The following is a 22,669-nucleotide window of genomic DNA, read 5'->3' as shown; positions in this document are numbered from 1 at the left end:
CCTTTATTGCCGTGATCATCATCAGTTTATTATTGGATGAATCAGGATTTTTCGAATGGGCCGCGCTACATGTGGCCCGTTGGGGCAAAGGTCGTGGCCGCTTACTCTTTACTTACATAGTATTACTCGGCGCGACTGTTGCCGCATTATTTGCCAAAGGCACCACTGCAATTCGCAATATTTATAATTGGCGTCTCAAGGAAACCGAACGCTTGAAAGCCGTGTCCTCTGAACTTAAAAAGCTTGGAGCCACAGTCGAGGAAGGTGAAGATTACATCATCATTGAACCACCAGAAAAACTTTTACCAGCAGAGATCGAAACCTATGATGATCACAGAATGGCTATGGCTTTCTCACTTGCAGCATGCGGTGAAGTGCCCATCACCATTCTTGATCCATCATGTGTCAGCAAAACTTTTCCTGATTACTTCGATCAACTATCCAAACTGACTAACTGATCTTAAAATAGCCTAGATCATTTCTTTCTCCCACCATTCGTCTAAATTTTTTACTGTCAGCCTAGGTATGCCAGGTAGTCTTTCTGCAGGTTGATTAAATCGATTCACCCAGACTACAGAAAATCCAAAAAAACTAGCCCCTGCAACGTCCCAACCGTTTGATGAGAAAAAATTAGTTTTTTCAGGAATGACGCCTAGTTTTTCTTCCACCAAGCTATATACCTTTCGAGTTGGTTTAAAGATCCCCACATCTTCGACTGATAGAATCGCATCAAACAAGTCTTCAAGCTTGTTTGCATTCACAGCACTATGAATCATATTTGGAGAGCCATTCGAAAGAATTGCTATCTTGTGTCCTTGATTTTTCAAATTTTTCAATAGTCGTGGAACTTCGGTATAACAAGGAATTTCTAGATAACTCGCGCAGAGTTCATCAAAACACTTTACTTGATCTATCTCAAAATATTCCAATGCATAGGATAAGGCATCCTTTGTAATCTCCCAAAAGTCAACGTGGACTCCCATCAGACTTCGCAACCAAGTATACTCTAATTGCTTCTTTCTCCATAGATCAGAGACTTTAGGGGCATTTTTCCCCAACAACACTGAGTATTTACGACTGGCAGCACTTACGTCAAGAAGTGTTCCTTAGGCATCGAATACGTAGGCATGCTCTTTCATTTGTGAGAATCTAATTAAGAGCGTTTAATGTAGTGTCATTAGATAAATTTTGAGCAATCTCTGATGGTATTCTTCCTTCATAATTTGCTTTCTGCGGATTTGCTCCCCACCTCATTAATTCCTCTATAACTAACTTCTGCCCTTTTTGAAATGCGTAGTGCAAGGCAGTATTCCCCAAAAAATCTGTTTCATCTATTTTTGACAGATTTTTTTCTAACAACCATCGAACTGTAGATAGTTGCCCTTCTGCTGAGGCAACTTGAAGAGCAGTTGTTCCGTTGAGTAGTTCAACAGCATCAGGATCTGCACTGGCTTCTAACAAAACTTCGAGCACATTGATGTGACTGCGTTTAGCAGCTAACAGCCAAGGTGTACCTCCATCACCGTGTGCATCAAGAACATTAATATTTGGATCAACTGTTTTAGTTTTCAAAAAAGTTCTAACTACACCCGCATGCCCATTTTCAGCTGCTCTATGCAAAGCAGTCAACCCAAATTGATCTGACTTCATTGGGCTTAAATTGGCATCAAGTAATCTTTTGACTATGCCAACTTGTCCTTGTAGTGCAGCTAGATGGAGAGCACTCTGTCCCATGTAATTTGAATGCTCCAATTTGGCTCCAGCAATTATTAATTGGTCTACTATCTCTTCATTTCCATTGAGAGCAGCAGTCAGTAAAGATGTATTTCCAAAAGGATCTTGCCTCTCGAGATCTAATGGATACTTCAACAGAATCGATGTCAGAGCAGGCTGACGGCTTCTGATGGCCAAAATCAAAGGAGTCAGTCCCTTCGCATTGGCCAGGTTTGGATCAGCACCGAAATCAAGTAATCCGAATACAGTTTCTTGATGTTCACCTAAAACAGCCAACAGTAACGGGGTATTCCCGTCCTCATCTGCTTCATCTAGATTGGCTCCATGCTGTTTAAATAAAGGCAATAACCCTACTTCACCAATTGAAGACGCGTATCTGAGACCAGCACTAGCCGAGATGCCCAAGAGTAAAAGACTTTCTAGAACATCTTTTTGCCGATACAGAATTGCTTGTTCCATTACAGTTCGACCAGATTGATCTTTTACAGACGTTGATGCATTCCACTCTATCAGCTTTCTCACGATACTTTGATGACCCTCAATTGCTGCTAGTTGAAGGGAAGTTCTTTGCTGATGATCTTTCGAGTCAACATCATCAATGAAAGGTAGTAACAAATTAATTATCTCTAATTCACCATGAAATGCAGCCCAATGAAGTGCATTCCAACCTTCTTTATCTTCCTGAAAAATCATTTTTGAATCTACTTGAATAATCTTTTTTACTGTTTCTATTGAACCACTTGAGATTGCTAAAGAGAGTACGTTCCATCCTTGCAAGCTTTGGTGATTAATATTAGCACCATAATTGATTAGACTAGACAACATTTCGACATCACCTCTGCCTGCTGCAAGCATTAGTGGAGAAAATCCTCGAACATCTGAAACACTTACATCAACATTTTCTTTGAGAAGAACTGAGAGACGTTCATTGAAACCAAATTCTGCTGCAAAAATAACGTTTAGGGCTTGTGGCCCCGGTTGTGAAGCAAGATAGTCGGCAATTTCATTGTGTCCCGCGGAAACAGCCATAGTCCATGCTGTCTGTCCATTTATATTCTTGGTATTTGGGGCGATGTTTTGTTGAACCAGTTCTTGAACTAAGTTAAATTTACCCTGAAATGCAGCTTCTCTTAATGCGTTCTCTCTTGCTAAAGTTGCCAATGGAGCATCTGGAGGCTGTTTTAAAAGTAGTTTTAGTATTCGTAGATCCCCTGAAATTACTGCTAACTCTAAGGGTGTTACACCTGTATTATCTTGAAGATAAGCATTCGCTCCATTATTAAGGAGAAAATCAACTGATTCTGTTTTTTGTGAAATGACTGCTAGATGAAGTGGTGTCACTTTAAGCATGTCCCCCTGATTTACGTTTAATCCTGAGGAGATTAAGAATTTGATCGTTTCAACATGGCCTTCAATTGTAGCCAAGTGAAGTGCATTTCTTAAATGTATCTTCTCTGTATGTTCAATCTGAATAGAGGAATTCTGGATTAGAAGCTCTAATATTTTTTCATGTCCCCCTGCTGCAGCAAACATCCATGTATTATATCCAGAGGCAGATGCCACTAGTGGATCTGCACCAGAACTAATCAAGAACGCTACATTCAGTTCTCTACCAGTTGCAGCAGCTACCATCAGCGGTGATTTTCCAGAAAGATTCATTGTTTCTAGGTTCGCACCATATTGAAGGAGCAACTCTAAACTCTCTACTCCCTCTTTTGATGCTGCCAAGTGAAGCGGATTACTTAAATTTACATCCCCTCGATTAATTGGTGCACCAGCTTCCAACAATTTTTTGAGATGCCCTGTGACGATTCCTTTGCGTTCAAGTAAATGATGAAGAACTGTCTTGCCTAATTCATCTTGAATTGAGAGATCGGGTTTTTTTGCCAAAATTAAATCAAGCTGCTCAAGACTACCCACTTTTGCTGTCAACATAACCACTGTCATTCCGGCAAAGGGGCCTGAACCTCTCAAATCCCTCCAGTCCTCACTTTTGCTGACTAATTCCCTCACAGCATTAGAATTTTGTCGTAGTGCAACTAACCACTTTTGCCACTCAATATGTATTTTTGAGAGAATTTCAGTCTGATTGGATTTTACTGTTTCAGCATGAGTAATAGAGAGGATATTTCCCCACAAACAGATAAATAAAATGACATTGAAGAGAAGTTTGTGGCGATTCAATTATTACCCTCGGAAGATTTCAGTTGTGTGGTGAGGATGTGTCTGTTAGTGAATGTATATGATGACTGATATTTAGTAGAATTCCAGTGCAGATCATTGCCATGATTAAGGCAGATCCACCAGCACTGATGAATGGTAGCGGCATACCTTTCGTCGGAAGCATTCCTGAAACAACAAATAAGTTGATAATTACTTGTAGACTTAACACTGAAGTACACCCCAGAGCGAGATATTTACCAAACTCATCTTGCGCATGCCAAGCGATCCAAAAACCCCTCCAGATGAAAATTCCAAAGAGTGCCACCAGTGTACAGACCCAAAAATAGCCTAATTCTTCTGATAAAATTGCAAAAATAAAATCAGTATGTGCATCAGGAAGGAAGAATAACTTTTGTCTGCTTTCTCCAAGTCCACGACCAAACCACCCGCCAGTCCCAATCGCTATAAATGATTGTATGATTTGAAAACCTGAATCTAGAGGGTCTTCCCAAGGATCCAAAAAAGCGAGAATCCTTCTCATGCGATATGCCTGTGTCATTACCAGAGCTGCACCTAATGATGCAACCACACTAACGCAAGCAATCAAATGCCAAATCCGACACCCACCAACGAAAAGCATCAGCAGCACTGTTGTTGAAAGCAATACCACTGTGCCAAAATCTGGTTGTAACAGAATCAAAAGCATGAAGAAACCGCTTACAAGCATACATGGTCCGATGCCACGTCTAAAAGACTGGATCAATGGTCGTTTCCGCTCCAGATATGAAGCAAGGTAAACGATTAATACGATTTTCATCAATTCTGCTGGCTGAATTCCAAAACCAGCCATCCGCAACCATCTCCTGCCACCTTTAACTTCATGCCCAATTCCTGGGATCAATACCATTACCAGCATTGCTAACATGATTAGCATCATCAAAGGGAGCCAATCTCTCCATCTTTGGTAGGGGGTTAGGGTCGCTAATGCAATGACTCCAAATCCCAAAATGATATGAATCAGATGTCTTTGAAGGAAATAGTAACTGTTGTCATAGCGTAATCCTGCGTAAACCGCACTTGTGCTGTAAATCATTATGGTGCCCCAAGCTAAAAGAAACAGGAGTGCACAAATCAAAATGGTGTCAAAGTGAAACCTTCCAGTACGCTGCAAAAAACTTGGGGTTTGAATCCTTGAGGAGAACGCAATCATGATTTTTTCTACCCTTTACCCCAAGTTTTTTCTAGAGGACCTCATGGCCAAGGCCTTGCTTACATTCAGATTTGAATTTGGTTGGCACATTGGATTTGATCAAGATTTAAGATTTAAAGATTTTTCATAAACATTTAATTGTTCCTTTGAACGACAACTATGAAAATTAAGAAAAGTTTTGTCTTAAATGTTCTCCGTTCAGGAGGCTCTTGGATGTCACCTAGAGCGATCAGAGAGCAATTGAAGTTAAGTAAAGATCAGGGCCCAAAGGTAAAATCAATTCTCAGGAAACTCGTATTTAAAGAGTTAATTCTGCAAAAGGGGAACCTTTTTGCTCATAGCGACCTACAGACGGGACATCAGCATAAAAAGAAAAAACCCTTTGAAAATCCAAGGCTTAGGCATATTAAAAAACCATCAGTCAGAGAAGCAAACATTGTTGAGGGCAGATTCATCGCTACAAGCAAAGGGTTTGGCTTTGTCAATATTGGCAAGGGCAAGAGTGATGTTTTCATACCCCAGGGGGACCAGAATGGGGCTATGGATGGAGATTTAGTTGAGGTTCGAGCCTTTAGCAAACCTGGTAATGATCGCTCTCGAGGATATATTCAGAAAATCCTTCAACGTTCAACCAGCAAAATGTTGGCAAAATTAGTACGTGGGCAACGCACAACTCTGGCGATTCCAATTAATCAGAGAAATGGAGTTCCTCCATTAGTAATTCGTAAAGGGGATGACCAATCAACCATCAAGTCAGGAACTTTAGTTGAGGTAGAGTTACTCTCTCAGCATGGGGATGACAATGAACTTTATGCAAAGGTTCTCCAACCAGTCCGCAAGGAAATTCTTGAAAATTTGGGCTTTAATCTCATTCTGACAGAAAATCAAATTCGATCTGAATTTCCAGTGGATGCGCTGGAAGAAGCAGAAGTTTTCTCGAATCGAGTCGTTTATGGTGCCTCCACTGCTAGAGTTGACCAAAGAGATTTGGGGTTTGTCACCATCGATGGCAAAACAGCACGGGACTTTGACGACGCTGTCTTTGCTAAATCAAACGGGGATGGGTCTTGGCAGGTGTATGTAACAATTGCAGACGTTGCTCACTACGTACGGCCAGGAAGCGCTATTGATCAAGAAGCATATCTCAGAGGAACAAGTGTTTATTTCCCAACTCATTCGATTCCGATGCTTCCAGAAAATCTTTCAAATAATCTTTGTAGTCTAAAGCCTGATGTAAACCGGCTTACCTTGACCTGCGAAATGCTCATCGATTCCACTGGTTGGGTACAGAGTTACCGAATTTACGAAAGCGTGATTCGAAGTCGAGCTCGTTTAGTTTATGAAGATGTAGCTGAGTTTCTAGACACCGGCCAAACTAGAACAATCAAAAACAAAGAAATTTTAGATAACCTGATCGTAATGGATGAAATTGCAAAGGCTCTTCAGGAAAAGAGAACCAAGAGAGGTGCAATCAACTTTAATTTCGCCGAGCAACAAATTGAATTGGATGATCAAAACCAGATAGTGGGTGTTTCCAAAAAATTCCAATCATCGTCCATGAAACTGATTGAACAGTTCATGCTTGAAGCTAATGAAACGGTAGCAAAACACTGTACAGGAAATCGGTTACCAGCATTGTACAGAGTGCATGGCTCACCTGACCTATCAAAACTAGAACGACTGAAGAAGGTCTTCCAACGTTTCAATATTCCAGTGTCCCCAAGTTCCCTTACCGATTCTGGCCAATTCAACAAAGTTTTAGAGTCGATTGAAAATCTGACAAATAAAAATCAACTACAAATTATATTGTTAAGGAGTATGGCTTTAGCGACCTATGAGACTGATAATCAAGGACACTTTGGGTTGGGGGCGAAATATTACTCCCACTTTACTTCACCAATTCGGCGATATCCAGATCTCGTTACACACAGATCTCTGAAACACGAATTACACGCAAAACTGGGTGTAAAGCCTTCTCCAAATTCAATTCCATCCATTTTGATGGCGGATTATCTTTCTGAGCAGGAGAGGAGAGCAGAGAAAGCTGAATTAGAGAGTATTAATTTAATGAAGGTCAACTTTATGGAAAAATTCATTGGCCAGACTATGGAAGGACAAATTGTTTCTACAGAAAATAATGGATTCCGAGTTGAATTACTTCCCTACCAGATTGATTGGTTCCTACCCGTTGAAGCACTGAAAGATGACAACTACATCTTTGATGAAATTAATTTAGTTCTGCAGGGCCGTAGAACAAAAAAGCTCATAGAGGCTGGAGATAAAGTAGAACTTAGATTAACCAGAGCAGACACCCTTCATCGCCTGATAGAATTTGACATTTTGGGTTTTGCACCAAAATCACCTTCTTCTCAGGATTGAAAATATGGACAGTCGAACCTATGTCCTGTCAGCACATCCTGGATGTATTGAAGCAAATTATGTTGAAAGGCGTGGATCTGAGATTAATTTGTTGACCAGGCTTGATAGCCAGTTTTTTCTAATTAAAGAAAGTGGCACTGCCGCTGAAGCGACAGTGCTTCAGAAGTTTGATAAAAACCTCAAAAACTACATAGATTCCCATCCTTTGAAGGATACCAAAGTTCTTTTTGTACTTCCCTCTGAAGAAATCACATTTCGAACATTATCATTTCCTTTCCAGGATATTAGAAAGATCAAACAAGTTCTCCCTTTTGAACTTGGAAATGAGATCTTAGGCAACCTTGAAGACTATCATTACACTTATCAAATAAAACTCGTTGATGAGGGCCAAGCAAAAACACTTATTCAGTTAGTATCCAAAGAAAAAAGAGATTATCTAATTGATTTCTGTGCAAAGAAAAGCTGGGAACTACAGGGTATTTTTAGTTCAGCAAGTCTTCTTGCTGGATTGATTCCACATGATTGGAAAATTGGCAAGTGCTTTCAAGTTTACGTTGGTGTTGATGAATGCTTTGTTTCAGTACTTTATGAGGGTGATCTGTTGACGGTAAAGTCCTTCCCCAACCGTATTTTTGATGTTGTTGAAAACCATTACCGTCAAAGTGAGGAACAGAATGCGATCGAATTAAGAGAAAAACTTGCTGACAACACTGAAAATTTGAGACCAATTAAGAATGAATTAGTATGGTTGTGCTCACAGATAAACTTATTTCTGATGAGTAACGTTGAAGATTACTCAAATATTTCTATTTCTTTCCACGGTGTGTTTGCAAGTTTGTTTAATTGGCAGAATCAGAGAGTCTCACTAAAAACTAATCATATTGATCAACAAATTTTAGAAGGAGATAACTCACAATCATCAATGAAACAGTTTCAGACCAGTGAATCAGTTGAATCAAATTTAATTGATGGCAAACAATCTCTGGCAATGGTTGATAGCAAAATTCGAATAAGGGGAACTGATGAACCTTCGGATCGGAATCCTTGGGGCATATTAGGTGACATGCCAAAGCGTTTTCCTGATTTTTTTGATCGGCATCCATTATCTCACTTTTCACAAGGAACGGCTACCCAAAGATTTGTTAAACAAAATAAGCTTGGACTCGCTGCAGTCATCTTACTTTCAATTATTTTTCTTGGATCACTCGGAGGAAATTCCTTTCTTCAAATCAAAACAAAGCAGCAACTCATCGCTCACTCAGATCATCAATTGCAACAACAGATTTTACAAATACTTCCCAACTCCAATCTTCAAGCTGACCAAGCAATCAGTCACTTAAACAATCTAATAGCACAAAGAACGCAAGTACTTAAATTAAGTGATAATTTTGCAGATCGAAACTATATCAGCTTAAAATTTTTAGAGCGCCTTACTAATTTAATGGAGAAAAATAACAAATTATCTTTGGAACGAATAGATTTTTCCTCTGATAGATTCTCAATGAATGGTGCGATTGATAGTTACGAGAATTTGCAAAAATTGAAGAGTAAACTCGAAATCTTTCCTGAATTTAAAGAAAAAAGAATTATCGAAAGCAACCGAAAAAGTCAGGAGGGCATACTTTATCGAATTACTGTCGATCTCTAAATCTTAGTATTTTGGTTCTCAATCAAATAAATAATAACTGAAGATGATAATTTCAAAATTTGTCTTAATAAGCCTAAGCAGGAGAGACCAGCTATGTTTGAAGTAAGTTTAGAAAGTGAATTCATTAACAATCTTTCACAAGAAAGCCGGAGTTGGTTAGCAAAGGCAATAGGTGTTGTCATTTTAGGTGATGGCCAGGTGGACAATGAGGAACTAATTTCCCTTAAGGCTGCTATCAGTTTTCTTGAGGATGAGAGTGAAATTGTTGAATTGGTGACAGCGGTGAAATCAAGATCTAAGCTTGAATTAGGGCGGCTCGATGAAAGAATGAACAAAGCTGCCACGATTTATTTTTACTTGGCCACAGTAATCACAATTAACGGTAAGGTCACGCGTGATGAAGCAGACTTATTTAAGAGTATCGCTGGTAAATTGGGGTTACCTCCTGAGTATGCCAGGTCTGTCCTTCAATGGGCTTCGGACGTGATGAAGCTCAATAAACAGCGCAATCAACTTATCAAGGCGGCTAAGGAACTTCGCCCACAGTATTACTGAGGACTTTTGAAGACGGGCCGGGTTTCAGGAGTTGAGTTTGAGGAGGAATCTTCTTGAGGTGAGGAATAGCTTTTCCGCAGACATCTTACCGGTCAGACCGTTTTCGATTTTCCTGGCACATGAAACTTTCAACTTTTTTTTAGGGAGGAGTTGAAAACCAAGATTGGCCTGCGGTTAGCTATTATGAGTCCGAATCAGCACTGAGCTTTCTTTTAGGTGCTAAACCTTTGGTAAATTTAGCACACTTCATTTTGCTTTTACAATATATTTGTGCAACTGCACAAAATATTGCTGTATTTAGTGTTCATCATTCATGTCGATGCCTCATTGAGAATTGAATGGCAAGGCATCATCTATATTTTCGTAATCACTCCATTGTTCCCCACCGACAACTGATCTTGTTTGGACCTGCTGTGGAGGTAAAATCTCAATTTGTCGACCCTTAGCTAAAAACTGTTTGATAGCGTTTTGCACTTCCTGTCTTTGAGATTCTTTGCGCTGTTGCTCTTCTATGAGGTTTTCTTCAAATTCTATTCTTTCATGAACATTCTTAGGCATTCTTTCCTTTTCAATTTGCAGAAACGATTCATTACTAAATCAATGCTGAAATAGCAATTAATTATTTTCGTACCACTCTCTTGCAAGGGAATTGCCAGGAACCATACTGAAATATATTAGATAATTTCAGTATTTTATCTTCAATCTATAAAGACAGAGATTAAATAAAACAATAATTTTCTCATTTTATGAGAATGAATGATTCGGGTTTTCTCATTGTTCAACAAAAGAAGAACTTTACTTCCCGACAAATACGATGTTCCAAAAAATCCTAGCCGCCTCAACAAATTCATTGTCTTCTAATTCTTCAAAAATTTCTTTTTCTGACTCATCTGAGATTTCTTGGAATAGACGAGGTAGGAACGGCGTCTGCTGAGTAAATGCAGCCTGGAAACTATAAAACTCCTTCAGAACAGTATCAGTGTCTATTTGGAGCAAAGGCTTTGCACACCGAAAAAATTCTGCTAACAAGAGTTCTGTCTCTGGTGCCAAGGATTGCCCCCTCTTCAATTCCCTGGCAAGAAATGGATGTTCTTTCAAGCCGTGTAGAATCCAGTAAGACCAACCCTGAGAATGCTGCTGAATTAGCAATTCCTGCCACTGGCAATAGTTGCTGTAAAGAGATTTATCTGAACGGAGTTGTGCCAGGTACCAAGTCTGATAGTCAGCTTCAAGTTTTTGGATCTGGGCATTTCTGACATGATCCCAAGCCACTAAATATCTTTGTTCCACCTCCTCCAATATTTTTTTGAATTTCTGAGCAATCTCGTTTTTGGACCAAGTAGGCTGAAGAGGCAAAATGTTGGTTGCATTCAGAGCATTCACTATGGGAGGTAGCAAATGAAGGAGTTGTTCCTCCAACAATTTGAGGGTAGTTCGGTCAGTTTGTGCTGGTTGATTCTGGTTTCGAAGTAATAACTCCCGCCAATCAAACATGGGTTTCTGCTTCAGGAAAAATCCTTTGGAACCTTTTAAGACCTGCAAGAATTCCATCCATTGATTGAGGAACCTGCAACATTTCTAAAGTAGTTTCTGGATGAAATCTTAGAGGGGAATTTGGCTCACTCAGCCATTCTATCAAGGCATCATGTTTCATTCTTGTGGTGGGTAGTAATTGTAACGTAAGTTTGTTTTGCTTGTACTCAATTGCTGGCACTCCAAAACGCTGTCCCCAGCAACGTACTTGCGCTTCCTTGAAAAGATTGACAACCGATTCAGGAATGGTCCCAAATCGGTTTTCAATGCCTGCCCTGAGTTCCCACAATTGATCTATCTCTTGAATCGAAGACAAATGTTTATAGAGTGCTAGTCGCTGACTAGTGCTTTTGATATAGTTTTCGGGGATTTTTTCCTCCAAAAAGCCAATCTGTACTTTCATTTCCTCTAGAGAAACGAGGGCTGCTTGCTCAATTCTTCTCACGGCTCGATCAATCATCTGCGTGTAAAGTTCAAGCCCAACGCTTGCAATGTTGCCAGATTGCTCTGATCCGAGTAAATTACCTGCACCCCTAAGTTCCAAATCTCTCGAAGCCACCTTGAAACCAGCTCCCAAATCATTGAGTTCCTGTAGAACCTTCAATCTCTCTTGAGCCACGTTGGATAGTATTTTCTCCTGCGGAACAAGTAAATATGCATAAGCCTGTAAGTTACTCCGTCCTACTCTTCCACGGAGCTGGTAAAGTTGGGACAGCCCAAATTGATCCGCATTATTGATGATGATTGTATTTGCTTTGGGAATATCAAGACCAGACTCAATGATTGTCGTAGCAACCAATACGTCGTACTGGCCGTCCATAAAGTCGAGCATCAAGCGTTCCAGTTGACTTTCTCCCATTTGTCCGTGACCAACACCAATACGAACATTGGGTAGGATATCCTTTAAGTAGTTCCCATACTGAAAGATTGACTCCACTCGATTATGGACAACATAAACCTGGCCGCCTCGGCGAATCTCCCTGCTAACTGCTTCCTGAATAATATAATCGTTGGATTTCAGTAGTCTAGTACGCACGGCCATTCGATCAGCTGGAGCTGTATTGATGATGCTCAGATCTCTTATACCCGTCAAAGACATATGAAGAGTTCTGGGGATCGGTGTTGCAGACATGGTCAACACATCCACTTCAGCCCTAAACTGCTTGATCCTCTCCTTGTGCTTAACTCCAAAACGTTGTTCTTCATCGACAACCAACAATCCCAAATCTCTGAACTCTACATCTTTAGAAAGTAATCGGTGAGTACCAATTAAAATATCTACCTTTCCATCACGAAGTCCCCGCAGTACCTCCTTCTGCTCACCGAGGCTTCTAAATCGGCTGATCACCTCAACTTTAGCAGCTGAGGATTCGAATCTTTTTGAGAAAGAGACATGATGTTGTTGGGCTAAAATTGTCGTCGGGACTAATATGGCTACTTGCTTTCCAGCAGAAACTGCTTTGAAAGCTGCTCTCATCGCAACTTCGGTCTTGCCAAAGCCAACATCTCCACAGATCAGGCGATCCATTGGCATTTCAGATTCCATATCTGACTTCACATGGCCAATGACTTCATTCTGATCAGGAGTTTCTTCATAGGGGAAGCTCAATTCAAATTCTTGCATTTCAGAGTCATCTTTTGGAAAAGAGAACCCCTTTCTAGCTTTACGAGCAGCGTAGATTTCGGTTAATTCCTCTGCAATATCTTCTACAGCTTTCGCAACCTTGCTGCGCGTCTTTGTCCATGATTTGTCTCCAAGTTTGTTTAATTTAGGAGACTGACCATCTGCGTTGACGTACTTCTGAACAAGATGAAATTTCTGGACAGGAACATACACTTTCTCATTTCGAGCATATTCCAGGACCATAAAATCAGAATCAGATGTACCAACTGGGATCTTAGTCAAACCCATGTACCGTCCAATCCCATAGTCTAGATGTACTACATGATCACCCTCATTCAGATCCTCCAGAGAATTACCAACCGCTTGAATCTGGGCTCGATTTAAACGTCTCTGCCGATTTTTCTCACCAAATATTTCCTCTTCCGTCAATAAGGCAAAGGAAGGTTTACTGGAGTCATCTATCCAGCGAAATCCTCCAGAAAGGGATCCAACAAATATTGGTAACGCACCACGATGATTTACTTGTTCATTGTTTGACTCCATCCATTGAAGCCATGGGAAAGTTTTTGAATTCAGCTCTCCGTTGGGCGCCATAGCCTCAATTCCTAGATCACCAAGGAGCTGACGGAAATGATCTGCAGCTGTTTGAGTTTTGGCATTCAAGAAAATCGGAGCACCCTGAGAACGCCACTCCTGGAGTAAATTGATTACATGACCCACTGCAGACACGGCACCAGCCTTTTCAAAGCCTTGTCGCAAACCTCGATTATCAATTGTGTTAAACAAAGTTGATGGCCCAACAAAAGACTCATCGTCTTCATTCTTACGCTGGTGAAAACAACGTAATCGAACACGCCGCTCCATATCTGCCAGAAATTGTCGATGATCTAGGTACATTGTGTCTGGAGGTACCGTCAGATTGCACTGCTGCACACTCATCTCATATTCCATAAACACTTCATCATAAAAGTGTTTCGCCCGCTCAGCAGTTTTGGATGCTTCGTCCAGAACGATATACGCATCTTTCGGCAGGTAGTCCAACAAGGTATCTAAGCCTTCATAGAACAAAGGAATTAAAGATTCCATGCCAGGAAAGAACTCCGCATCCTGCAGTCGTTTGCGCATGTGTTGCCGCAGGCTCTCTGCAACTTGATCACGGTATTTGGTTAACTGTTGTCGGGCAAACTGCCGGTGCTTCTCACTGTAAAGAACCTCCTTCACTGGCAGAATGGTTACAGACTCTAGCTCAGCAGTATCTGTGAGTTGATTATCAATCTGAAAATGTTGAATCGTGTAAAGGCGATTCTGTCTCCAACCAAGCCGCAGAGGCTTTTCAATTTCAGCTAAGAAGAGATCGATCATCTCTCCATGAGTACTAAATTCCCCTGTTTCTTCTACCCGATCCACCTGAACATATCCCAACTCAGGCAGAGTACGCAGTAGACTCTCCATTGAGATCAGGTCACCTACTTCCAGCAGCCGCCTAGCTTGAATAAACTCTTCTCTAGGCATCAGCTTCTGCATCAGTGCCTGAGGCGTTGTGATCAAACAACGAACTTCACCAAATAAAAGTGCCTCAAGAGTCGACAGCCTCTTCCCAACAAGTTCTCCATGTGGTGAAAAATTATCATAAGGCAGGGTATCCCACTGAGGAAACAGGCGAATACCTTCCTGTCCCAGAAACCACTCTAGGTTCTCCTGAAGTTGTTCGGCTTTCTCATAAGATTCAGTGATGATGACCATCATTGAAGATAGTTGTCGGATTACCTCGGACAGCAACATCGTCTTGGAGGTACCACGAAGGCCATACCAATTGGTGCATCGGCTTTCGCGGATCAACTGTCGAACTGCTTTTTGCGGAGAAGAATTCATGCAGGAAAAAGTTCCTCAAATTGATGGCGTTTCCAAAGGTAAGGAGCATCAATGATGGTCCCAGTTTTTTCAGCGTTTCCAAGAAGATTCAGGCAATCCATCAGAATCTGCAATTGCTGGCTTCGATTTCCAACCTCCCCAAGTGCGTGACCAAAGGGATAGCGCAGGTGATAGGATCTCGGTAGGAATAGTCGTTCCGTGATACTTCGCATAATCGTTATGCTGACGGTTGAGATTCCTGCTGCCTCAAGATTTCTTTGTACCAGACCGACCGTCTGGTTACATAGTCCTCAAGCTGGCACAAGAAGCGCCAAATCTGTGTGCTCATCTCGTAAACGATCTGCCAGCTCTTTTGCAGTCTGATGAAGTAAAGTTGGTAGGTGAGGACCAGTGATGTGTCCCATTAAAGAGTAGTGGTTGGGAGAAAGAGAACCAATTTTTCCAAAACTTCTTAATTCAAGAAGTCGCTCCAAAGGGAAAATAAGGTTCCAATCTCTTTCAGCATCCGCATGATCGTAGTAATTATGTGTGATCTGCCATTTATTTTGATCAGAGTCTAAAGGAATAGTACGGAAAGTGGGATCCCCGTTGGGGTCACCCATGTCAAAAGGGTGATCTGTAGTGAGATGAAGTCCCCCCGAAGTGATCAAGCATATCTGAGATTCCTTAATAGGCTTCTGTAGTGGTGTCCAGGGCCCAGTATTAAACTTAAACTCCCTATGGTTTTTTGACCAGAGTTCACGGACTATTGTGCTTTTAAATAACCGAAGCGAAAGGAAGGACAAAATCTGTGTGATCACTCGGAAACTAGGATAGTAATTAGTAGTAGCAGCGAAGACTGAGATAGGCAGAATTAATTCTATCTTCAGGTTCCAAATAGAATCCAGCATTCGTTGGGGAGAATTGTTCTTTGAAGGAGTTGTGTTGGCGACCCCTGTTATTTAAATCACAAGTGACGGTTACGAAACGCTCTGTCCCGCCCTGTTGGCACTTCAAGGTCTTCCCTTCCAGCAGTAATTCACTTGTGATCGTAGTCCAGAAATCACTTATTTCACATATCCAGTCGCCCTGTTCCCAGATAGTACTCGCTTCCAGAACAGCAAAGACTTCATGCGATAACCCATAACCTTCCGCATAGACTACCACATCCCATTTAAAGAAATCTGCCTTCAAGACATTAGCTATGGGAAGCAGGAGTAGGCAAAGACTAATTCCCCTTTTCCAAAACATTGAAGCAACTCTTTATTAAAGAATCCCATTCCCCCGGGAACAGTAAAGTTTTCAAAAGTGCCAAGTCTGATTGACCAATGCTATGCACTTGATTGTGAATTGATCTAGCACCCTTCTGATAACCATAAACCTCCTCATCAGCTTCACGATTAGTATCGCCATGACTGACTCCAGCAGATTTATCCCATTCGAGTACCCTCTCACGAAAAATGATTTGAATTCCACTTAAGCACTCACGTAGATCGACCCACACAAATGCGTGGATATCAGGGTCATCACACGCAAAGCTCACTTTGCGTACGCCATTCTCCCACTCCTCGGTCTTATTACTTCGAATAAGATATAATTCCCGCATGATGAACCTACTTGATGGAGGCCAACCCTTGCGACTCAGTCAAGGCTTCGTCAGACTGTTTGGAAAATATTGAGAGTTGGGTCGTCCTCAGGATGTGTACAGTATATTTCATGTCTAAAATTCTCTCTTCCACAAAATGCTAAAGCCATGGGAATATTGCGCAATGAATTCAGTTGGTCGAAGAGTCGAAATGAGACGCTTCAAAGTTGTCCCAGGCGCTACTGGTTTCATTATTATGGTTCTTGGGGAGGTTGGGACTGGCAGTCTGATCCCAGAATCAGAGAAATCTACGTCCTAAAACAGCTTCATAATCGATTTGCTTGGATCGGTGTTCAGGTTCACAAAGTTCTTGAGGAACTATTGCATCACCTAAGGAAATCAAAATCACTTCCAAACTATCAGAGTGTAGCTGAAAATCTCCGAAATCGGTTGCGCCAGGATTATAGAGACTCAAGAGATGCGAAGTATCGGCTTCGGCCCAAGCGATTTATGGGGTTGGTTGAGCATGAATACCAACTGCCCGTCAATGATGAGGAGTGGCGAGCCTTAGCCACACAAGCTCAAACCTGTGTGGAGAACTTCTATCACCTTCCTATGCTCAATCAATTGAAAAATCTAGACTATTCCAAATGGTTAGAACTAGAGGAGTTGAACTCTTTTCAAATCGATGGATGCAAAATTTGGGTTTCCCTTGATGCCTGCTATCGCAGTGATGATCAAATCGTTCTACTGGATTGGAAAACTGGCAAATCTGATGAAGCTGACCATTCACTTCAGATGGGTATATATGCGATGTACACATCAGAAAAATGGGGAATCCAACCCGACCAAATCCTTCTTAAAGAAGTCTTTCTCGCAACTGGGGAAACTAGGGAATACAACAGTAAATCTCTGGACCTCGAAGGTGTTCAAAACTACGTCAAAGAGTCTATTCAGCAAATGCAAACCTTACTGAGCAGACCAGAACAAAATCACGCCGAAGAAAGTAATTTCAGCTTTACGGATGACACCACCCAGTGTGCTCAGTGTAATTTTCGCAAGGTATGTCCTAAATGGCATGCTGGTGATTCAGAATAATCGGAACTATAGGGTACTTCATCAGGGAAACCGCTTGCAAGAGTGCTGATTTTCGTTAATTTTGTCTGCTTTCCCAAATTTACTTTTATCGAAGTTTGCATCCATGAAAGAACAACCCGTCCTGATTCTTGGCGCTGGAATTGCGGGCCTTTGCTGTGCGATCCATTTGCACCAAGCTGGCCGGAGGGTTCGAATACTTGAGGCTTCTGATGGAATCGGAGGACGCGTCCAAACTGATAAAGTGGATGGTTTTTTGTTGGATCGTGGCTTCCAAGTCTTCCTTACTGAATATTCTGAAGCTCGCAGAATGCTGAGGTACCGAGGGCTCCAACTGAAGGCTTTCTATCCAGGAGCTCTAGTAAGATGGTGCAGTGATTTTCATCTCATGGCAGATCCTTTTCGAAAGCCTCATCATCTTCCATGGACCCTCCGATCTAAGCTCAGTTCAATTGGTGATGGTCTACAGTTGATGCGTTGGCGCAGCCAGCTTTCATCGATGAGCTTGCATGAGATCTTTTCAAAGCCAGAAATTCAAACTTGTGAATACCTTGAAAAAGCTGGTTTCTCAAAAAAATTCATTGATGCCTTCCTAAGGCCTTTTTTTGCCGGTGTGTTTTTGGATCCGAAGTTAGAAACATCTAGTCGGATGCTTGAATTCACCTATAAAACTTTTGCATCTGGACGGGTAACTCTTCCTGCTCAGGGCATGCAAGCCATCCCAGATCAGTTGGCTAGAGACCTACCTAAAGGTACGATTGAACTGGAGAGCCCTGTTCAAAAAATCGAAGACCAAAGCGTAACTCTTGCGAGCGGGGATGTTGTCGAAGGTTCTGCTGTAGTGATTGCTTCATCTGCTGCTGAAGCATATCGGCTGATGGGATGGACAAGCCCTCCAGAATTTCAATCGACGTACTGTCTGTATTTTGAGGCTAATGAAGTTCCGCACACTAAACATCCGATTCTCATGCTGAATGGAGATGGAGTCGGCCCAATTAATCACTTGGTGGTGAACAGTCGTGTGAGCAGAAGTTATGCGCCAGACGGCAAGGACTTAGTATCTGTTTCCGTCCTACAGGGTTATGAAAATCAGCAAGATTTGGAGAAAGCAGTCCGTGATCAGTTGTTAGATTGGTTTGGAAAAACAACAGAAAATTGGCGCATGATCCGCTGCTACGATCTACCTCAAGCTCTTCCTCAACAAAGACCTCCTGCGTTGCAATTCACTGAAAAAACCGTCAAAGTCAATGAACGGTTATTCATCTGCGGAGATCACCGTGAACATTCATCCCTACAGGGTGCTATGCGATCAGGTCGACGTGCAGCCAATGCTATCCTTAGTGACCTGTAATTTCCGTTCCACCTTAAACAAACCATGACCGAAACAACAGAAGTTACGGAGCCTCCCAAGAAAAAGCATAGTTTAGTAACTGCACTCCTGATGATGGGCTTGGGTGGTTTTTTGGTTTTTAACTATATTTTTAGTGATATGTTTCCCAGCGAAGAAGAAAAGCAAGCTCGAGCTGCCGCTGCTCAAGCCGTTATTGATGAAGGTCAGGCTTATCTGAAAGAGAATGCCGCCAAATCCGAGACCACCGTTACTGCCAGTGGCCTCCAGTACCAGATTGTTGAAGAGGGTACTGGAGCCCAACCCCAACTTCAAGACAGGGTTGTTGTCAATTACATTGGCCGACTGGTAAACGGTCAAGTATTTGACAGTTCATACGCACGTGGTGAGCCACTCAACATCCCTGTAAATCGCGTAATTCCTGGTTGGACTGAAGCTTTGCAGTTGATGAGCGTCGGTTCTAAATGGCAGTTAGTGATCCCATCCAATCTAGGATATGGAGCCAATGGAGCCGGTGATTTAATTCCCCCTCACTCCACTTTGATCTTCGATGTAGAGTTGGTTTCCATCGACAACTGAACTCACTTTCTCAGATTCTCTGCCGTAAACATGATTCCTCGCCTTTCACAGGTAGAACCGGCACAAGGTCGTTATCTAGCTTTCCTGGAAACTCTTGGCCAACAAGGGTTTCAAGGAGAGATTCGCTCAGATTACGGCACCCGCTTGGTTCAATCCACTGATAATAGTATCTACCAGATCATACCCCAGGCAGCAGTATTTCCGATCCATAAGTCAGATCTGAAAATTCTGCTAAAACTCGCCACACATGAGAAATATCGGGATATCCGCCTTGCTCCTCGAGGGGGTGGAACAGGGACAAATGGGCAGTCATTGACTGATGGGATCATCATCGATTGTTCCCGCCATATGAATGATATCAGGGAATTGAACCTAGAGCAGGGATGGGTCAAAGTGGGTCCTGGTGTTGTGCTAGATCAGTTGAACGATTTTCTTCGGCCTCATGGAGTTTTCTTTGCGCCAAATCTTTCTCCCAGTAGTCGAGCGACCCTAGGAGGCATGATCAATACAGACGCTTGTGGAAAAGGCTCACGAGTCTATGGGCGAACCAGCGATCACCTACTTGAACTATCCTGTTTTCTCTCAAATGGAGAAGAACTACACTCTGTTTCTCTTAATCCAAAAGAGTTAACTGACTGGAAGGAAGCGTCCGGTAGAACTGGGGAAGTTTATCGCGTCGTGGATGAAATCGTTTGCCGACAAGCTGAACAGATCAAAGAGATCTTCCCTAAGATGAGCCGATTCATGACGGGCTATAATTTGGCTGGTGTCTACAGTAATGATCAGCAGTCTGTCTTTAATCTAAATTATTTGCTTGCTGGATCTGAGGGGACTTTGGCCCTGGTCCATGAAGCTAAGCTAAAATTGACACCTCTACCTGCCTTTCAGGAATTAATTGTTGTCAAGTACGAGAGCTTTGATGATGCATTGCGAGCTGCAGGAATCCTCGTCCAATCTGATCCCACAGCAATTGAAACAGTTGATGAAAAAATCTTGGGCCTTGCCCGGGAGGATGAGATCTACCATAAGGTTAAAGATTTTGTAGCTGATGAAGGACCTCGCCCGACCCGTACAATCAACTTGGTTGAATTCTCAGGCAATGAAAAATCAGAAGTAAAAGCAAAGGTTGATCAACTTGCGCAAATAATCCACGAAAGAAAAAAAATCTCTGGAGAAGCTACAGGCTTTTATCGAACTGAAATTCTAGAGGAAATCAAAGATCTTTGGGATCTAAGAAAAAAGGGGGTGGGACTTCTGGGAAATACCAAAGGACGACGCAAGCCCATTCCTTTTGTTGAAGATACTGCAGTCCCTCCAGAAAACTTGGCTGCTTACATTCGAGAATTTTGTGACTTGCTGGAAAGCTTTGGTCTTGAATACGCCATGTTCGGCCACGTGGATGTGGGCTGTTTACATGTAAGGCCTGCGCTGGACTTAAAGTCTACTGAAGACGAAGAAATTGTTCGTAAAATTTCAGATGGTGTCTGTCAATTAGTCCGCAAATATGGTGGTGTGATGTGGGCGGAGCATGGCAGAGGATTCCGTACCGAATATACAGAAGAGCATTTTGGTTCGGAACTCTATCAGGAGTTGCGCAAGATCAAACAAGTATTTGATCCGTTCAATCAATTAAATCCTGGTAAAATCGTCACGCCCCTTGAATCCAAAGAAAAAACTGTCTCTTTGGAAGCACCACTTCGAGGTCATCGAGATCGTCAAATTCATTCCAATTGGCAGGATGAATTCGCAGTTACCATCAGTTGTAATGGGAATGGAGCCTGTTTCCACTATGATCCAAACCACGTGATGTGCCCCTCATCAAAGATTACACGTGATCGGATTCACTCTCCAAAGGGTCGGGCAGGAATCATGAGGGAGTGGCTCCGACAGTTGAGCTTAGCTGGAGACCCTGATGAGGTCAGATCCTCAGGGGGGTTTGCTGCAAAATTTTTTAATTCCGCCAAGAAAGCCAAAGAATATGACTATTCCCATGAAGTCTTCGAAGCAATGTCAGGATGTCTTGCTTGTAAAGCCTGTGCCTCTCAATGTCCAGTGCATGTGGATGTTCCTGAGTTTCGTTCTAAATTTTTGCACGAATACTATGGTAGATACCTGCGGCCATTGAGAGATTACCTAGTTGGGACTACTGAATGGAGTGGGGAAATTCTCTCCAAGATCCCCCGTCTTGGAAACGCTTTGCTGGGTAATGCTCTGTCTACAAAAGCATTAGAACAACTGGTGGGACTCATTGATGCGCCAGCTCTGAGCACTCCCAACCTAGCTAATCAACTCACGAAAGTGGAGGGGTTGGTCACCATCGAAGAACTTAGAAGGTTACCCACCACCCAAAAACAAAGCTCCGTCATCCTCTTGCAAGACGCATTTACCTCCTTCTACGAAGCTCCATTAGTCATTCATTTTGTAAAATTACTTCAAAACCTAGGCTTTCGAGTCTGCGTGACTCCATTCCGCCCAAATGGTAAACCACTACACATCAAAGGATTGCTCAACTGGTTTGATCCATTGGTCCGAAAGAATTCCGAATGGTTCCAAACACTCGCCACTTTAGGAGTGCCAATCGTTGGGATTGAACCAAGTATGGTCTTAACTTACCGAGACGAATACCCTAAGTCATTGGGATTCCAGCAGTTACCAGTTGAAATAATGCTGCCTCAGGAATGGTTAGTTCAACAGATCGATCAGTTACGTTCAAACAAGATTTTGGAACCACTCCGAAGCTACTGTCTACTGGGCCATTGCTCAGAGAAGACTCTTGCTCTTCAGTCCCAACAACAATGGCAAAACGTATTCAAGGCTCTTGGTCTCGATCTGAAACTTGAGACAACAGGATGCTGCGGGATGGCGGGCACTTATGGGCACGAGAAGGAACACTACGAAGAATCAAGAGGTATTTTCAAAATGAGTTGGCAGCACCACATGCCCAACGAATTGGCACAACAGGCCACAATTCTTGCGACAGGATATTCTTGTCGTTCTCAAGTGAAGCGTTTCGCTGGCTTCCGCCCGATGCATCCTCTACAGGCGCTTCTGCAAGAGATCACTGAAAACAACTCTGCAACCAACACCAAACGCACCGAAACAGTTTTAGGCAATGCCTAAAAAAACAAAAAGGGGTCGAAGTTACTTTGAGTATCTCCGACCACTTCTTCGGCTCACCACTAATCATAGATCCGTTTCGGGTAAGGTTGCCATTTCCTCAACGTCTCCGACTCTGCAAATAACCTCACTTTTCTAGGAGTTGATTTCTCTCCTTGACTCATTTCTTGAAAAAGTTGTTGCCGAAGATTTACGACTCCGCTAAGGACCTTTAGTGTCTTCCTTTCCATAACCCCGCCTATTTGGCT

18 protein-coding genes and 2 pseudogenes are annotated in these 22,669 nt (G+C 42.3%); 9 read left to right on the top strand and 11 right to left on the bottom strand.

All coding sequences use genetic code 11. The features are described from left to right. Together P8O70_14595 and P8O70_14590 are read left to right on the top strand one after the other, a co-directional pair. A pseudogene (locus tag P8O70_14595) lies at positions 1 to 155 on the top strand (ArsB/NhaD family transporter). Between the two features lie 15 nt (positions 156 to 170). Further along, positions 171 to 458: a hypothetical protein gene (locus tag P8O70_14590; protein ID MDG2198078.1), complete on the top strand. Its 288-nt coding sequence runs from the start codon at positions 171 to 173 to the stop codon at positions 456 to 458. 12 nt (positions 459 to 470) lie between these two features. Here P8O70_14590 and P8O70_14585 read toward each other — a convergent pair. The 3 genes and pseudogenes from P8O70_14585 to ftsW form a co-directional block, all read right to left on the bottom strand. Next, a pseudogene (locus tag P8O70_14585) lies at positions 471 to 1,091 on the bottom strand (haloacid dehalogenase type II). Positions 1,092 to 1,149: 58 nt separating this feature from the next. Further along, a complete protein-coding gene (locus P8O70_14580; GenBank protein MDG2198077.1) occupies positions 1,150 to 3,918 on the bottom strand; it encodes an ankyrin repeat domain-containing protein in 2,769 nt (922 codons plus the stop codon). Positions 3,919 to 3,937: 19 nt separating this feature from the next. After that, entirely contained in the window at positions 3,938 to 5,107 is a 1,170-nt protein-coding gene (gene ftsW, locus P8O70_14575; GenBank protein MDG2198076.1) for a putative lipid II flippase FtsW, read from the bottom strand. A 159-nt stretch (positions 5,108 to 5,266) separates the two neighbouring features. Here ftsW and rnr point away from each other — a divergent pair, with 159 nt between their 5' ends. The 3 genes from rnr (at position 5,267) to P8O70_14560 (ending at position 9,689) form a co-directional block, all read left to right on the top strand. Next, a complete protein-coding gene (gene rnr, locus P8O70_14570; protein MDG2198075.1) occupies positions 5,267 to 7,486 on the top strand; it encodes a ribonuclease R in 2,220 nt (739 codons plus the stop codon). A 4-nt stretch (positions 7,487 to 7,490) separates the two neighbouring features. Then, positions 7,491 to 9,134: a hypothetical protein gene (locus P8O70_14565; GenBank protein ID MDG2198074.1), complete on the top strand. Its 1,644-nt coding sequence runs from the start codon at positions 7,491 to 7,493 to the stop codon at positions 9,132 to 9,134. Between the two features lie 93 nt (positions 9,135 to 9,227). Further along, on the top strand, positions 9,228 to 9,689 hold the full coding sequence (locus tag P8O70_14560) for a hypothetical protein (GenBank protein MDG2198073.1): 462 nt from the start codon (positions 9,228 to 9,230) through the stop codon (positions 9,687 to 9,689). Positions 9,690 to 10,013: 324 nt separating this feature from the next. Here P8O70_14560 and P8O70_14555 read toward each other — a convergent pair whose 3' ends face one another. The 7 genes from P8O70_14555 to P8O70_14525 form a co-directional block, all read right to left on the bottom strand. Beyond that, positions 10,014 to 10,247: a hypothetical protein gene (locus P8O70_14555; GenBank protein MDG2198072.1), complete on the bottom strand. Its 234-nt coding sequence runs from the start codon at positions 10,245 to 10,247 to the stop codon at positions 10,014 to 10,016. A gap of 237 nt (positions 10,248 to 10,484) precedes the next feature. Further along, positions 10,485 to 11,183, bottom strand: coding sequence for a hypothetical protein (locus P8O70_14550; protein ID MDG2198071.1), 699 nt, complete (start codon positions 11,181 to 11,183; stop codon positions 10,485 to 10,487). Continuing rightward, on the bottom strand, positions 11,176 to 14,718 hold the full coding sequence (gene mfd, locus P8O70_14545) for a transcription-repair coupling factor (protein MDG2198070.1): 3,543 nt from the start codon (positions 14,716 to 14,718) through the stop codon (positions 11,176 to 11,178). Before mfd ends, P8O70_14550 begins: the two co-directional genes overlap by 8 nt. Continuing rightward, complete coding sequence (locus P8O70_14540) at positions 14,715 to 14,930, bottom strand: hypothetical protein (GenBank protein ID MDG2198069.1); 216 nt, start codon at positions 14,928 to 14,930, stop codon at positions 14,715 to 14,717. The genes mfd and P8O70_14540 overlap by 4 nt, the downstream gene beginning before the upstream one ends. Before the next feature lie 78 nt (positions 14,931 to 15,008). Next, a complete protein-coding gene (locus P8O70_14535; protein MDG2198068.1) occupies positions 15,009 to 15,608 on the bottom strand; it encodes a glycine/sarcosine/betaine reductase selenoprotein B family protein in 600 nt (199 codons plus the stop codon). Next, on the bottom strand, positions 15,538 to 15,948 hold the full coding sequence (locus P8O70_14530) for a hypothetical protein (GenBank protein MDG2198067.1): 411 nt from the start codon (positions 15,946 to 15,948) through the stop codon (positions 15,538 to 15,540). Before P8O70_14530 ends, P8O70_14535 begins: the two co-directional genes overlap by 71 nt. Beyond that, a complete protein-coding gene (locus P8O70_14525) occupies positions 15,926 to 16,303 on the bottom strand; it encodes a hypothetical protein (GenBank protein ID MDG2198066.1) in 378 nt (125 codons plus the stop codon). The genes P8O70_14530 and P8O70_14525 overlap by 23 nt, the downstream gene beginning before the upstream one ends. Before the next feature lie 147 nt (positions 16,304 to 16,450). Between P8O70_14525 and P8O70_14520 the strand changes: the two genes are divergently transcribed. The 4 genes from P8O70_14520 (at position 16,451) to P8O70_14505 (ending at position 22,424) form a co-directional block, all read left to right on the top strand. Further along, positions 16,451 to 17,380: a PD-(D/E)XK nuclease family protein gene (locus tag P8O70_14520; protein ID MDG2198065.1), complete on the top strand. Its 930-nt coding sequence runs from the start codon at positions 16,451 to 16,453 to the stop codon at positions 17,378 to 17,380. Positions 17,381 to 17,483: 103 nt separating this feature from the next. After that, the gene (locus P8O70_14515; GenBank protein MDG2198064.1) at positions 17,484 to 18,728 is read left to right on the top strand and encodes an NAD(P)/FAD-dependent oxidoreductase; all 1,245 of its coding nucleotides are present in this window, start codon (positions 17,484 to 17,486) and stop codon (positions 18,726 to 18,728) included. Between the two features lie 24 nt (positions 18,729 to 18,752). Beyond that, complete coding sequence (locus P8O70_14510; GenBank protein MDG2198063.1) at positions 18,753 to 19,304, top strand: FKBP-type peptidyl-prolyl cis-trans isomerase; 552 nt, start codon at positions 18,753 to 18,755, stop codon at positions 19,302 to 19,304. Between the two features lie 30 nt (positions 19,305 to 19,334). Continuing rightward, positions 19,335 to 22,424 carry an FAD-binding and (Fe-S)-binding domain-containing protein gene (locus P8O70_14505; protein MDG2198062.1) on the top strand — a complete coding sequence of 1,030 codons (3,090 nt, stop codon included), beginning with the start codon at positions 19,335 to 19,337 and terminating at the stop codon, positions 22,422 to 22,424. Positions 22,425 to 22,483: 59 nt separating this feature from the next. On the opposite strand, the gene P8O70_14500 is transcribed toward P8O70_14505, so the two are convergent. Beyond that, positions 22,484 to 22,669: hypothetical protein (locus P8O70_14500; GenBank protein ID MDG2198061.1), on the bottom strand; the 186-nt coding region annotated here is incomplete at its 5' end.

The sequence above is a fragment of the SAR324 cluster bacterium genome (assembly GCA_029245725.1).
Taxonomy (GTDB): Bacteria; SAR324; SAR324; order SAR324; family NAC60-12; genus JCVI-SCAAA005.
Note: the sequence above shows the minus strand (reverse complement) of the source record. Positions and strands in the feature narration are given on the sequence as shown.